The sequence below is a fragment of the candidate division KSB1 bacterium genome (genome assembly GCA_034521575.1).
Classification (GTDB): domain Bacteria; phylum Zhuqueibacterota; class Zhuqueibacteria; order Residuimicrobiales; family Krinioviventaceae; genus JAXHMJ01.
Genome location: JAXHMJ010000003.1, coordinates 66,034 through 79,433 on the forward strand (window position 1 = coordinate 66,034; position 13,400 = coordinate 79,433).

13 protein-coding genes and 1 pseudogene are annotated in these 13,400 nt (G+C 47.9%); 12 read left to right on the forward strand and 2 right to left on the reverse strand.

Going from position 1 to position 13,400, the window contains the following annotated elements; all coding sequences use genetic code 11:
- Nucleotides 1-72: 72 nt before the first annotated feature.
- Nucleotides 73-3,432, reverse strand: a complete 3,360-nt coding sequence (locus U5R06_08740; GenBank protein ID MDZ7722880.1) for an FISUMP domain-containing protein — start codon at nucleotides 3,430-3,432, stop codon at nucleotides 73-75.
- A 24-nt stretch (nucleotides 3,433-3,456) separates the two neighbouring features.
- A complete protein-coding gene (locus U5R06_08745; GenBank protein ID MDZ7722881.1) occupies nucleotides 3,457-3,912 on the reverse strand; it encodes a carboxypeptidase-like regulatory domain-containing protein in 456 nt (151 codons plus the stop codon).
- Between the two features lie 49 nt (nucleotides 3,913-3,961).
- On the opposite strand from U5R06_08745, the gene U5R06_08750 reads away from it, so the two are divergent.
- The 12 genes and pseudogenes from U5R06_08750 to U5R06_08805 all read left to right on the forward strand — a co-directional run bounded on the left by U5R06_08750 (nucleotide 3,962) and on the right by U5R06_08805 (nucleotide 13,086).
- Complete coding sequence (locus U5R06_08750) at nucleotides 3,962-4,120, forward strand: hypothetical protein (protein ID MDZ7722882.1); 159 nt, start codon at nucleotides 3,962-3,964, stop codon at nucleotides 4,118-4,120.
- A gap of 576 nt (nucleotides 4,121-4,696) precedes the next feature.
- Nucleotides 4,697-6,052: pseudogene (locus tag U5R06_08755) on the forward strand (sigma 54-interacting transcriptional regulator).
- A gap of 143 nt (nucleotides 6,053-6,195) precedes the next feature.
- A complete protein-coding gene (locus tag U5R06_08760; protein ID MDZ7722883.1) occupies nucleotides 6,196-6,489 on the forward strand; it encodes a helix-turn-helix domain-containing protein in 294 nt (97 codons plus the stop codon).
- Between the two features lie 322 nt (nucleotides 6,490-6,811).
- Nucleotides 6,812-7,390 (forward strand): porin family protein, encoded by a 579-nt coding sequence (locus tag U5R06_08765; GenBank protein ID MDZ7722884.1) that lies wholly within the window; start codon nucleotides 6,812-6,814, stop codon nucleotides 7,388-7,390.
- Between the two features lie 88 nt (nucleotides 7,391-7,478).
- A complete protein-coding gene (locus U5R06_08770) occupies nucleotides 7,479-8,285 on the forward strand; it encodes a hypothetical protein (GenBank protein MDZ7722885.1) in 807 nt (268 codons plus the stop codon).
- A gap of 12 nt (nucleotides 8,286-8,297) precedes the next feature.
- A complete protein-coding gene (locus U5R06_08775) occupies nucleotides 8,298-9,095 on the forward strand; it encodes a hypothetical protein (protein MDZ7722886.1) in 798 nt (265 codons plus the stop codon).
- Between the two features lie 2 nt (nucleotides 9,096-9,097).
- The gene (locus U5R06_08780) at nucleotides 9,098-9,895 is read left to right on the forward strand and encodes a DUF6544 family protein (protein ID MDZ7722887.1); all 798 of its coding nucleotides are present in this window, start codon (nucleotides 9,098-9,100) and stop codon (nucleotides 9,893-9,895) included.
- A gap of 24 nt (nucleotides 9,896-9,919) precedes the next feature.
- Nucleotides 9,920-10,225, forward strand: coding sequence for a thioredoxin family protein (locus U5R06_08785; GenBank protein MDZ7722888.1), 306 nt, complete (start codon nucleotides 9,920-9,922; stop codon nucleotides 10,223-10,225).
- Nucleotides 10,226-10,234: 9 nt separating this feature from the next.
- Nucleotides 10,235-10,786 (forward strand): alpha/beta fold hydrolase, encoded by a 552-nt coding sequence (locus U5R06_08790; protein MDZ7722889.1) that lies wholly within the window; start codon nucleotides 10,235-10,237, stop codon nucleotides 10,784-10,786.
- 144 nt (nucleotides 10,787-10,930) lie between these two features.
- Nucleotides 10,931-11,911, forward strand: coding sequence for a hypothetical protein (locus tag U5R06_08795; protein ID MDZ7722890.1), 981 nt, complete (start codon nucleotides 10,931-10,933; stop codon nucleotides 11,909-11,911).
- Nucleotides 11,912-11,925: 14 nt separating this feature from the next.
- A complete protein-coding gene (locus U5R06_08800; GenBank protein MDZ7722891.1) occupies nucleotides 11,926-12,366 on the forward strand; it encodes a hypothetical protein in 441 nt (146 codons plus the stop codon).
- Between the two features lie 69 nt (nucleotides 12,367-12,435).
- Entirely contained in the window at nucleotides 12,436-13,086 is a 651-nt protein-coding gene (locus U5R06_08805) for a hypothetical protein (protein ID MDZ7722892.1), read from the forward strand.
- Nucleotides 13,087-13,400 lie beyond the last annotated feature (314 nt).

Sequence of the window (13,400 nt, forward strand, 5' to 3'; positions counted from 1 at the left end):
CTTGTAATTATTTTGATTTATTTAACATATCACAAACTTTTTTAGAATGATAAAACTTTTTTTCAAGTTGCCTTAATCTTGTACACAACGTAAAGAGTATCCATAATGTTTATCAGTGCTAGTTAGAGATATGAATGAATTACTATAGTAAATTTCGCGATAAAAAGCATTATCTGTATCATATTCTGTTAAAGTCCAGAAAAAAGTATAATTACCTATGTTGTGAAAGGGGCCAGTACCGGCGCGAAATCCTCCAGGCAGTGCAGAAAAACCGCTAATTCCAAATAAAGGATCATTATCTAACTCACCATCTCGCCATAATAACGCGTTCCCTGCCAGCTTACTGCCCTCATTTGTGCCGCGAAATCCCGTATTATAGGCATTAGATTCACTCATCCCCAGCGCCATTTCCAACTCTTTCCACACCTCATCAGTCGGCACATGCCAGCCCTCCGGTGCAATATTTCGTGTATCATCAACCGCATACCAATTATACAAATACCCGTAAACATCCGCATTGCTTTCCAGATTATCATAGGCACAATAGGCACCGGATGATAACGCCTGCCATTCTGAATCAATTGTCACATTAGCGATCGCATCCCCATTCCGATAATGCGTCACCCTGAGATTCTCCGCCATCCACCACTGATCGCCGATCTTGACGGTCTGATAGGTGTTGCCGTCGATATCGATGACGGTACTGGTTTCAGAAACGCTGTCAGTCACCGAAATCTGCCGGGTGGTCGAATGGGTCAATCCGCCGGTGTCCATAACTTGCAAATTCACGGTTTTACTGCCAGGGCTTGAAAAAGTGTGAGTCGCGGTTTTGGTTGTCGAATAGCCGGTATCCCAGGTGCCGTCGTTTTCCCAGTCCCAGCGGACCTGCAGGGCCGAGACGACATCATCATTATCGGAACAGCCCGAGGCGTCAAAGGTGAAGGGTGTTTCGGTTGTGCCAGAGGTTGGGGAGATGGAAAATGAAGCATTGGGGGGGATATTTGCTTGCGTACCTACTTCACCCTTAACACATCTTACTGACTTGCCGTTATTTTTGTCTTTGTCCATACGCCACACGTTCGTATATCCATTATCATACAACTCACGATCCCACGCTTTCTCATTATTATCTTCCGTACTGGTCCAAAATAGTGCATTTTCTTTCATTTTTCTAAATTCACCATCATATAAACGATAGCCTGCTAGTAATGCATTAAATACTCCCTCTTTAAGTTTTTTACCCTCACTTGTTCCACGTCCTTGATAATCATCTGCGTCTACTCTACTCATCCCTAACGTCATTTCCAACTGCTTCCATTCTTCATCGGTCGGGACATGCCAACCTTCTGGGGCTATATTCTGACTGTCATATAAGGCAAACCAATTATATAGATAGCCATAATTACCTACATTATTTTCATTATTATTATAAGCACAGTAAGCTCCGGATGATAAATTACTCCATTCTATATCAATGGTTACGTTCGGTATATCATCCCCATTCCGATAATGTGTCACCCTGAGATTTTCCGCCATCCACCACTGATCGCCGATTTTCACGGTTTTATAGGTGTTGCCGTCGATGTCTATGACAGTTCCGGTTGTTGTGGTTTCGATTTCAAACTGCCATACTTTTGACCACTTTCCGAAATTTCCATATGCATCTTTACCTCTCACCCGCCAAAAATATTTATTATCGTCCAAAGATTGTGAAATAGTATATTCTGAATCTGACAAATTATCAATATCAATCTCAGGATTTATAATACCAATGTCATCATAGACCTGAAGATGATAGTATTCAGCATCACTCACAGCTGACCAACGTAATGTAGGTGTACTGTTGCTCAATTCCATGTCATTCGCAGGCGCCACCGGCTGCGGTGCATCCGGCCCCTTCGTATCAATACTGAACGACCATATATCCGACCAATTGCCCCAGTTACCATGCGCATCCCTACCGCGTACACTCCAGTAATATTGGTTGTCCGATAAGGCTGTGGAAGTCGTGTATGCCGGTTGTTCGAAGCCGCTTTCAGCAATTACTGGCGTGCCAAAGTCGGTGTCGTCATCAATGCGTATTTGATAGTAGACTGCATCCACTGGGCCCCAAGTGAATATAGGCAATGAATCAGTAATTACTATATCATTCTGCGGCTTTCTCAACTGCGGTGCCTCCGGTACCCGTGCATCAACGACAAACGACCAAGTCTCCGACCAAGCACCCCAATGTCCCTGAGCGTCGCGGGCGCGCACCCGCCAGACATAGGACGCATCGTCCAGGGATGACGGCGTGTACAAGGTTTCATTCAAGGCTGTATCTCGAGCCACCGGTGCCGTGAACGCCGAACTGGTGTCAATCACCACCTCGTAGGTCTGCGCTTCACTCACCTGCTGCCAGCTGAGGGTGGGAGTGTCTGTATCAAGCACGCTGCCGTCTGCAGGTTGGGTGAGTGACGGCGCCTCGGGACCGCGGGTATCCAGGGTAAAGCGCCATATATCCGACCAACCGCCCCAGGGTCCGGTGTAGCGGGCGCGTACCTGCCAATAGTACAACCGATCTGATAGAGAATCCGGGAAAAACATAGATTCGGTGAGAGTCAAGTCCTGCGCTTCCGGAGAGGAAAAGCCCGGCTGATCATCGACGCGCACGTGCCAGGCCTGAATATCCGGCTGGTCCTTCCACTGCAGTTTCGGCAGGGCGCTGAGCACCGATTGATCCGCAGGCGCTATTAACACGGGCGCGTCCGGTGCGCCCGTGTTGATGCGGAATGTGCGGACATCCGACCAGTGTCCGGGAGTGTCCTGTTCATCGCGCGGCCGCACGCGCCAGTGCCAGGTTGCGTCGCTCAATGGCGTTTCGAGCGTCAATTCAGCAGCGGTCAGAGCAGACTCGCTGATTTCCGGAGCCGAAAAATCCTGTTGATCATCGATCTGCAGGTCATAACTGACAGCTCCGGGACAGTTTTGCCACGCCAGTGCCGGTTTATTCTGAAACAGCAGACTATCCGCTCCCGGCTGCAAAAGCTTGACGGTGAACGCATTCCAGGTCAGGACGACCGTACGCGTTTCACCTTTATTCAGATCAATACTGTCCGTATAGGCCTGCCCGACGGTCACGCTCTGATGCCGTCCCAGCAGACTCACCGAATAGCCGTTGCCCGGCTCCAGTTTGATGTCGTTCTGAAACCGGCCGTTTTCGGGCGTCAAACTTTCGTTGTAAACAATCTTGTTGCTACGCTGAACCATGCACTGCAGACTGTCAATGGACGTCATGGTTTTGGCCAGCGCTTCCTGTTCCGTCTCCCGCACTTGCAGCAGCAGATACGCCGACCGGTCCTGCGGTTGAAAAATACCGCAACTGAAAGCAAAAAGAAGCGTTAAAATAGCTGCAATATTAGCGTATATTTTGGAATTCTGCATATTCTGCATAATCATCCCACCGGTTTGGAATTTTTAATTACCGACCTGATCCGGCATATCAATCCGCAAGACCGCGGATGACTCGTTTTTTCTGACATGGTTGATGTAATAATAGGTACCGCCGCCGATTGCCGCGGCGCCTAGCGCCCACCAGTACCATTTCTTTGATTTTAGTTTTGCATTTTTTGCATCCACAGGCAGCATACTGATGCGTCCTTTGATCCGTTGTCCGGCCGGAACCGAAAATTTCCCGGTTCGCGGTTCATAATGGCTGTGCGTGATGCGGTATTTAAAGGTTCCGGGCGGCAGCTGAGTAAAAGTGTGACTGCCGGTTGCTGTAAACGTCTCGCCGTTTTCGTGCCTTAAAACAATCGAGGCGTCCTGGGGAGTAAGCGAGAGATCGACAACGGCGTATTCGGAGCGGGCGTTCAGGTTGATCCGAACCAGAGCATGCTCGAGGTCCACAGATACCACCGTATCCTTGCTCATGAATCCGGGTTTGGTATGCTGAAATGCGGTGCTGGCCGGGCGTCAACAAATGCTGGATATCCGTGCTCGGGTCGCCGCCGTCAATGCGCAGGGAGACATTTTCCGGATCAGTGAGGATTGTGACGGGAACGGGATGCTTTTGCGGCTCACCGGTGATCTGGATTTGCCAAACCTGTCGACTTTTAAGATGAATTCCCGCCTCAAGTAATATAATTTGACTGGGTTTAAATCCGGTATGAAAAATTTCAAGAACGCGTTCATCCGGTGAGAGATACACCAAATCCTGTCCCGGCTGATGGTCCACTCGTACAACGCCGTTATAGGATGTATAACGCAGTCCTTCCAGGTCCGAGATGACCTTGAGACCCGCGCATATGCGTCCATTTACATCGTCAACACCGACAAATTCGTTTTCAATGCGTATCGGTTGCCCCACCAAACGCATTTCCGGTATGTCCTGAGCAAAAGATAAACAGGCTGGAATCAAAATAATAAACAGTAAGCGTTTCATACTACCCCTTGGAATTGGCTTTCCGTTTTTGAAACATAGGGCTTTTCTGTTTGAATTTCAAGGGGTATTTTGAGATTTATTGATTTAGCCCTTTGGATTGGCCGTGAAACTGTGTTTCGTGTTTGTTCCGAGCTGCAGCAAGCTTGTAACCTGCGAATAAAGCGCAGTGCAAATTATCCCTTGACCGCGTTCCATCAATTTATTATGTTTAGTTAAAAGATAGCGAATGATAACAACACCCTGTCAATTCTCCGTTAATGGTCACAAGATACTATGAATAAAATTCCAGACATCCAGCGATTATCCTATTTCACCATCAAACAGTCCAATGAACCCGTTTTCTGGATCAAATCTGACGGTGAAATTGTACATCTGAACGAAGCGGCTCTGAATTACAGCGGATTTGCCTATGACGACATTGTGGGAACAAAGATATATGACCTGCATCCCCAGGAAAACGAGCACACCTGGAAAGAACGGTGGCGGGAGCTGCAGGACAAGAAACGCGTTGTCTTTGAAAAATGGCAGCCGCGCCAGGATGGCAGCTGGCTGCGCATGAAAGTCACCCAGAATCTGATTGAGGTGGACGGCGCCGAATATACGGTGAGTCTGGTTGAAGACAAGACGCGCGAGTATGAAATGCAGCAGCAGATGCGGGAGAGCGAACGGCGTCTGTCTACACTGATGGGCAATCTGCCCGGTATGGCTTACCGCTGTTTGAATGACGACAACTGGACCATGCAGTTTGTCAGTCAGGGCTGTGAAGCGCTGACCGGATACAAAGCAAAAGATCTGATCGGCAACCGCGTGGTGGCCTTTAATGAACTCGTTCATCCCAAAGACCGCGTACGTGTGAAAAGAGCCGTAAGAGCCAGGCTCAAGAGCGGTGAACACTTTAAAGTCACCTATCGCATTCAAACGTCAAACGGAACAGAACGCTGGGTCTGGGAGCGCGGCACGCCGGTGCCGTGTGAAGAATCCGATTGCACGGTGATTGAAGGATTTATCTCTGATATTACCGATATGAAAAACGCCGAGCAGGAGCTGATTGAAAAAGAAAAAACCCTGCGCCAGCTCAAAGACCGGCTGCAGGAAGAAACCGTGTATCTGCGCCAGGAGATCAAGGCCACCAGCAATTTTGAAGAGATTATTTCCCGCAGCGAGGTGTTTCATCAGGTGCTGCGCCATGTGGAAAAAGTTGCGGATACGGACAGCACGGTGCTGATCCTGGGGGAAACGGGGACCGGCAAGGAACTCGTTGCGCGGGCGCTGCACAACAACAGCAGCCGCAGCAATCGCGCATTGGTTACAGTCAATTGCGCCGCCCTGCCTGCAGAGATGATCGAAAGCGAATTGTTTGGTCATGAAAAAGGTGCGTTCACCGGCGCTTATGAAAAAAGAGCGGACGGTTCGAGCTTGCGCACCAGGGCACAATTTTCCTGGATGAGATCGGCGATCTGCCTTTGAATCTGCAAACCAAGCTGCTGCGCGTGCTGCAGGAAGGCGAATTCCAGCGGCTGGGCAGTTCCCGGACCATCCAGGCGGATGTTCGCGTGATTGCCGCTACAAACCGCGATCTTGAGGCCGCGGTGCGCAGCGGCGATTTCAGAGAAGACCTGTATTACCGGCTGAATGTGTTTCCGATTTGGGTGCCGCCGTTGCGCGACCGTAAAGAGGATATTCCGCTTTTGGTACGGCATTTCATTAAAAAATACGCGGCCAAAACAGGCAGACAAGTGCGGGAAACCTCGCAAAAAGTCATGGATCAGCTGATGAGCTATGACTGGCCCGGAAACATCCGGGAACTCGAAAATGTGATTGAACGCGCTGTAATTCTGTGTGAAGGGGAACGCATCAAACCGGGGAGCTGGATACCGGCGTCTAAAGGCGAAGAACAGGCTTATATCTCTACGCTGGAAGAACACGAGCGCGAACATATTCTCAAAGCACTCCAGGCCACCAACTGGCGCGTCAGCGGCGCAAACGGCGCGGCGCAGCTGCTCGGACTCAAACGCACCACGCTGGAGGCGCGTATGAAAAAACTGGGGATCCAGCGACCTCAATAATGCCAATATATTGACATGATGCCGAAATATTGGCAATTTGACAACAGTTCTGTAACACAAAATAGTTTAAAAAAATTACAAGTAATTGTATTCAAAGGATATAGGGGTTTATATATTTTTGTGGCACGGTCCTTGTCTATTAGAAGACCAAAGATGATCGATGATCTTTGATCCTGGCAACTGCATAATTCTGATTGCCGGAATCGATCCGTTTTCGGCCATATTTTGACCGGTCAGAATGGAGGTCCGGTCCTCAGAATGTACAGATGTGACGATCAGGCATCGGTATTTTATTATTTACACACAAACGAAAGGAAACATCATGAAATGTGCACGAATTGCAGCAGTTGGAGTTTTATTATTGTCGTTCATGACATTGCAAGCGCAGGACCGCTGGAGCTTTGATATCCGGGGCGGAGCCGACTATGCGACAACAGAGTTGGGTGACGCGGATCTCAATGTTGGGCTCGGTTTCGAAGGCACTGCGGCGTATCGTTTTATGCCGCATATGGCAGTCTATATGGGATGGGGCTGGAATCATTTTAACGCAGACCAGTCATTTGCCGGTTCAGACATTGATTTTGAAGAGACCGGCTACACCTTTGGTATACAATTCGTTCATCCTCTCGGTGATACACAAACAAGTTACCTTGTCCGGGCCGGTGGTGTCTTTAACCACATCGAAGTTGAAGACCAGGAACGGGATTTTATAGGCGACTCTGAACATGGTTTCGGCTGGCAAGTCGGTGCCGGACTTTTGGTTCCCCTGAATACCCATTGGAGTCTCACACCCAGTGTGCGTTATCGGTCGTTATCAAGTGAGATTGAAATTGACGCAGCCGCAACAGATGTGGATCTAAACTATATTTCAATCGGAGTTGGTATATCCCGGTCATTCTAGACCCTGGAGGTATTAGATGCCGGGCGTATCCTGTGCGTCCGGCATTTTTTAAGCTGAAACGTTTGCACTAAAATCATACAAAGGCAAGATGAAATACACAATTTTCATATTTTTGATTGGATTGATTGGTTCTGTCTCTGCAAATTCCGGCATACAATTCCGGGTCTCTGCCGGCCTGGATGTATTTGAGGCCAGGACTCGGAAAAAAAATACCATGATCATGAAAACCGGTTATCCGGTGCTCAAGGGTCAGCCGCTGCATGCAGGCATGCGTGTTTCCATTCCCGGCGAAAACAGTGAGCATCATTTTTTATTCAGCCTGTCGCATTCTTCTTTGATTTCTGATGACGGTCTGGGTCATAATTATATTCTGCAAAGCGCAGACAGCAAATTCACCTGCTTGCAGCTCGAACATCAAATGCAGATGGATATCCTTCGGTTTTACGCCTTTGATGTGGATTTTGCCCCGCTTGCCGGGATTGAATATCAAAAAAGGCATTTGATTTATCCCGGTCAGGCTGAACTGAAAACATCGGATGTCAATGTCTTTTTCGGTATTCGAACACTGCCCCGGCTTTTGCTCACAGAACGGTTTAGTTTGCAGTCCGGTTTTGATTCGTTTTTTTATCTACCGTATTTAAATATGGGCAGCCTGAAGAGATGGAACAGCAGACATGATCAAATTGAATCTACACCATATCACGGATTTTACTACAGGACCCGGTTTCATTGTGCGTTGGTTTACAGGATTGAGGATAGAGATCTATTGAAACTGGGCTACCGGCATGAGAGAACCGTGGGTTTTGCCAATCGAACCCCGTTGTTTTATATCGATGAACTGATCCATCACCGTATGGATGAGTTACACCGCATCTATCTGGAATATCAGTTGTAGGAGGCCTGATTGATGAAATCTGTTCAAATAATGATACCGTGCATATTGCTGCTGTTTTCCTGTACGGAATTTATCGCAGAGCCGGACCTGGATGATAACTGGCAGTTGGCGGAAAACGGACCGATCAGGCTGTATACCAAACCTGCGGGCGCCGGTGACGCACCCTCGCCAAACCAACAGCAGATCAATACGATTCTGGAAAATCAGTTATTCTATTATCAGGCTATTCAGGACAGCATTCAGCGTTCATTCAAAGATCCGGTGTTGATCTATTTGTACAATAAGGATCAGGCGCAGGAGGCCATCGGCACCTCCGGCGGCGGACTGGCGCAGCCGCGCCACTTGACGATTTATTACACGTTTCTTCATGATAATGCTGCGTATACGGACCAGTATGGTATCGAGTGTCCCTATGTGGGTGCGCATGAGCTGGTGCATGTGATCACGCATCAGGCGCTGGGTCATCCGGGAACCCGGCTGATGAGCGAAGGTTATGCGGTATGGCTGGACGGCAGTTATGGTCGGCGGGATATTGAGGATCATATTTCTGCATTTCACGAGCAGCATCCTGACTTTCTGCTGACACCCACACAGTTGCTGCAGGAAACCGTGGATGCCGAACGCATCTACTATCCGAATGCCGGAATGTGGGTTCGTTTTGCCACAGAAACCTATGGGATTGACAAACTGAATCAACTTTTTACCGTGAGCCGTGAGCAATTTATCAAAAAATTTAAGACAACCGGGATCTCCTGGTCACGTATGGAGTCGGATTATGATCAATATTTACAACAATTAAAGGAACACTAAAAATGAAAAAAATACTATTGGGTGTCATCATGATGGGACTATTGAATTGCAGTTCAAACAAGCAGGTCGGCCGGTTTTTTTCAAATGCAAATCCGGTCAGCGGCGCCCGCTTTTCTTATGAGCAACTGGACAGTCTGCCGCAGCCGGTGCAGCGCTATTTTAAATATGCACTGCCCGACGGACAGCCTTACCTGAGTTATCTGCGTCTGCAGCACAGCGGCACGTTTCAAACCGGAATGGGCAAACCGGCCATGGATATCAAAGGCGAACAGTACTTTACTGCTCAACCGCCGGGATTTGTCTGGATCGGCAAAACCAGACTGTTCCGGGCGCATGACTCGTATGTGAATAATACCGGAAATCTTTCGGTGTATTTGTTCGGACTTTTGCGCATTGTCAACAGCAGTGGCGAAACCATCGACCAGGCCGAACTGCTGCGCTGGCTGGGCGAGAGCGTGTGGATGCCCACCAACCTGCTGCCGGATGAGCATAAACAGTGGTCCGCCATTGATGATCAAACCGCCAGGATCACGTTCACCTGGAACGGTCAGTCGGTGTACTATATCGTGCATGTTAATGAACAGGGACAAATCACCCGACTGGAAACCGAACGTTATATGGACGAGAACACGCTGAAAGACTGGGTCGGAGAGGTCAGTGAATACCGCGAGGTGGACGGTGTGCTGGTGCCGACGGAAATCAAGGCAAGCTGGCTGTTGGATGAGGGAAAATACACCTATGCACATTTTTTTGTCGACACCTTTGAATATGATGTGCCGCGGCGTTTTGAACGGAACTGAATTCGGAGAGGCGGATCCTACACGATGAAGTTGAATCAAGCTATACAGAAAAAACAAAATATTATCGTCGAGTTTTTCACAGACTGGAGCGCGTCATCTTTTATGATGAGTGAGCTGCTCAAACAGCTGCAGCGCGAATATGCTGCTCGGTTTAAAGTGTTTTTCATCAATGCAGACGAATCCGGGCCATTATGCGCACAATACCGCGTTCAGAAAATTCCCACACTGGTGTTTATCAAACAAGGGCAGGTGGTCAAGATTCTGGAGGGCACAGCGTCGCGCTCGGATATGATCAATCTCATCGAAAAGTTGTTTTTGAAAAAAGATTGAGGAATCATTATGTTTTTTACAACATCGAATTCGGTCAGATTGTCATTTCAAACATATGGGAATCCGTGCAATCGTGCCATGCTGTTGATACACAGATTGGGCGCGGACGGACAGATGTGGGGGCCGCAAATCAAACTGTTTCCGGACCAGGGATATTATTTGATTGTACCGGATGTGCGCGGTCATGGACAATCATCAGAGGTTGAGACGTTCAGCATAGAGGATTGTGCCCGGGATATGGTGGAATTGATTGATCATCTCGGGATTGAAACCGTGACCGTGGTCGGTGTGAGTATGGGCGGGGTGATTGCGCAGCAGCTTGCATGTGATTATCCGGATGCTCTGGACAAGCTGATCCTTTGCGACACGTTTAGTGCGGTCAGGTCAATCAAAACCAAAATCGGCGGCTGGTTTGTTAAAGGCAATCGTCAGATAGCCGAAAACATACCCCAAAGCCGATTTGTCGTTCTGGAAAACAGCATGGATCCCTCCAATTTGGTTGCAGCCGAGTGTTTTAACCGGGAGGTCTTGGTCTTTTTGCAAAACAAAGATGTAGAATAATCCCTTTTTGCCCCCTGGTCAAGGGGGCTGTGCTTGTTTTTTTAAAAATAGAAAGGTTTATCATGAATAAACATATTTTATTGGATAAACTCATAGCTTCAATCGGTTCATCACTTTTAATGAATAAAAAAACCAGAGGTCAATATGTTATCTGAAAATAAATCACGGGCCGTAACAGTCATGAAAGATATAATCCGGTATGCCATCATGGCGCCCTCGGGACACAACACGCAGCCCTGGCTGTTTTCGATTGATGAAAATGTCATTACAATCCACCCGGATTACAGCAAACGTCTGCCGGTCGTGGATCCGGATGATCACGCTTTGTTCATCAGTCTGGGCTGTGCTTTGGAAAATATGGTGATCGCGGCTCGTCATTACGGGTTTGAACCGTCTGTTGATTTGGACCCGGAATCTGATGAAATAAAAGTTGCATTCACAAAAAATGGTGGTGCAGACGATAACCGTCTTTTTGAGGCCATTCCGCAGCGTCAGGCCGCCCGCCGAACCTATGACGGAAACCCGATTCCGGAAAAGGATCTCGAGGCGCTGCGAAATGCATCTGTTCAGGATGATGTGCTGTTCAGGATTTTCAAAGACCCTGTCGAAATTGAACCGCTTGTTGAATTTGTCAAAGAGGGCAATCGTCTCCAGTTCAGCAACAATGCGTTTGTCAATGAGCTGATCTCGTGGATTCGCTTTAAAAAATCGGAGGCGCAGCGCCAAGGCGACGGTCTGAATTCAGCATCAATGGGCGCGCCTTCCGTGCCTCAATGGCTCGGCAGGCTGTTTCTAAACATGGCGTCTGCCGAGGGTGAAGCGAAAAAATGCGAAAAGGCCATCAAAAGCTCCTCTGCATTGATGATGTTCATTGCAGAGGATAACAGCAAACGCGCCTGGATCAATCTGGGCCGCAGCTTTGAACGTGTTGCGTTAACCGCCACCCGCTTGAATATCCGGCATGCGCATCTGAATATGCCGTGCGAGGAACAACATCTGCGCAAAAAACTGCAGAATCATTTGAATTTAACTCGGGAACAACCGCTGCTGCTGCTGAGAATCGGTTATGCCGACCCCATGCCCTGTTCTCTGCGCAGACCGGTTGAACAGGTTATCATCAATTAAAGGAGGAAAAAACCATGTCATCGAAACCATCACGACCCGTCAGCGTCTATCTGCTCATGATTTTAATGCTGTTTCAGGGATTAAGCGGACTAGCCGGGGGAATCGGACTTGTTCTGGATCCGAGCGGTAAATCCATGCAGATTCCGCTGGAATGGCTGCAGGGCTCGCCGTTCACCACTTATTTAATCCCGGGCATTGTGCTTTTTGCCGTACTTGGATTGTTTCCGCTGGTCGTTTTTATCGGGCTGCTGAAACGATGGCGCCTCGCCTGGTATGCATCGCTTTTGATTGGCATTGCGCTTATGATCTGGCTGACTGTCGAAATCATGGTGATCGGATACCAGCCGCAGCCGCCGCTGCAGGTGATTTACGGCCTGGTTGGGATTGGTATATTGACAACTGTATTGTTACCTTCGGTCAAGAAAAACTACCTTTTTATTTATAAAAACTATTGATGTTAAAACGCTCTGTTTAAATCAATAGAATGAGTATTAACAAGATATTCTGTCAAGTTGAGAAGAACTATGAAAAGAAGAGAATTTCTAAAATCATCACTGACGTTTGCGGGTGCCTTGAGCAGCTTACCCATAATCACTTCCTGTGCCGGCGTGCACAGAAGATCACTAGCGGAATTCGAAAGTGGGGAACGCTTATTACTTGGTGTACCGGGGCGAATGATGCACATATTAAACTACGGGGCCTTGGCCCCCAGTGGTCATAATACACAACCATGGCTTGTGGAAATTATATCCGATTCCGAGTTGATCGTCCAATCGGATCAAAGTCGATGGCTCCCCCAGGTCGATCCGGACAACCGGGAAACCTTTCTCTCCCTGTCAGCCTTTGCAGAAAGCATTCGGCTGGCAGCCCGATCATCAGGTCTGCATGCTGAGGTCGAACTGATTGCCACCAGCAGGAAGGATCAGAATGTGTTTAAAATAACCTTGAAGCAAAAATCAGGCATGCAGCATAATGATCTAAACCTGATTAAAAAACGCTCCACCACGCGCAGCAATTATGAAACCCGTGAGCTTGCAAATAATACAGTTATGCCTTTAATGGATTTGGATCGCAAGCATGTACATTATTTTCCATTGCAGAGTCAGGAAGGGCAATGGATTGCTGATCATCTGCCGGAAGCTATTCAGCAACAAACGTTCAACGATGCCAAATAGAAGGAACTTTGCCAATGGTTGCGCTTTTCCAAAGATAATATTGAAAAACGGCATGATGGGCTGACAGCAGAAGCTTTGGGTATGAATGGGATGACCCGATTCAATTTGTTATTCGTGTGGGCTATGGTGAAAAGTCAAAGCCGAGTATACAAAGGCCAGTAAAAAGCTTTGTCATATAAGAGAATGACTTGTTCATGTTTAGAAAAAAGGACACATTACAGGTGCAATCACTTCAGATGAACGAAAGTCATGTTTTATTGTATATGAAAAGATATTAAAACAAATCCTTGAATAATAAGGTGTTTGAAAATGAT

Excerpts from the sequence above, each read along its gene's own strand:
- U5R06_08740 (MDZ7722880.1), bottom strand. The coding sequence starts at position 3,432 with ATGCAGAATATGCAGAATTCCAAAATATACGCTAATATTGCAGCTATT.
- U5R06_08745 (MDZ7722881.1), bottom strand. The coding sequence starts at position 3,912 with ATGAGCAAGGATACGGTGGTATCTGTGGACCTCGAGCATGCTCTGGTT.
- U5R06_08750 (MDZ7722882.1), top strand. The coding sequence starts at position 3,962 with ATGCTGGATATCCGTGCTCGGGTCGCCGCCGTCAATGCGCAGGGAGAC.
- U5R06_08760 (MDZ7722883.1), top strand. The coding sequence starts at position 6,196 with ATGAGCTATGACTGGCCCGGAAACATCCGGGAACTCGAAAATGTGATT.
- U5R06_08765 (MDZ7722884.1), top strand. The coding sequence starts at position 6,812 with ATGAAATGTGCACGAATTGCAGCAGTTGGAGTTTTATTATTGTCGTTC.
- U5R06_08770 (MDZ7722885.1), top strand. The coding sequence starts at position 7,479 with ATGAAATACACAATTTTCATATTTTTGATTGGATTGATTGGTTCTGTC.
- U5R06_08775 (MDZ7722886.1), top strand. The coding sequence starts at position 8,298 with ATGAAATCTGTTCAAATAATGATACCGTGCATATTGCTGCTGTTTTCC.
- U5R06_08780 (MDZ7722887.1), top strand. The coding sequence starts at position 9,098 with ATGAAAAAAATACTATTGGGTGTCATCATGATGGGACTATTGAATTGC.
- U5R06_08785 (MDZ7722888.1), top strand. The coding sequence starts at position 9,920 with ATGAAGTTGAATCAAGCTATACAGAAAAAACAAAATATTATCGTCGAG.
- U5R06_08790 (MDZ7722889.1), top strand. The coding sequence starts at position 10,235 with ATGTTTTTTACAACATCGAATTCGGTCAGATTGTCATTTCAAACATAT.
- U5R06_08795 (MDZ7722890.1), top strand. The coding sequence starts at position 10,931 with ATGTTATCTGAAAATAAATCACGGGCCGTAACAGTCATGAAAGATATA.
- U5R06_08800 (MDZ7722891.1), top strand. The coding sequence starts at position 11,926 with ATGTCATCGAAACCATCACGACCCGTCAGCGTCTATCTGCTCATGATT.
- U5R06_08805 (MDZ7722892.1), top strand. The coding sequence starts at position 12,436 with ATGAAAAGAAGAGAATTTCTAAAATCATCACTGACGTTTGCGGGTGCC.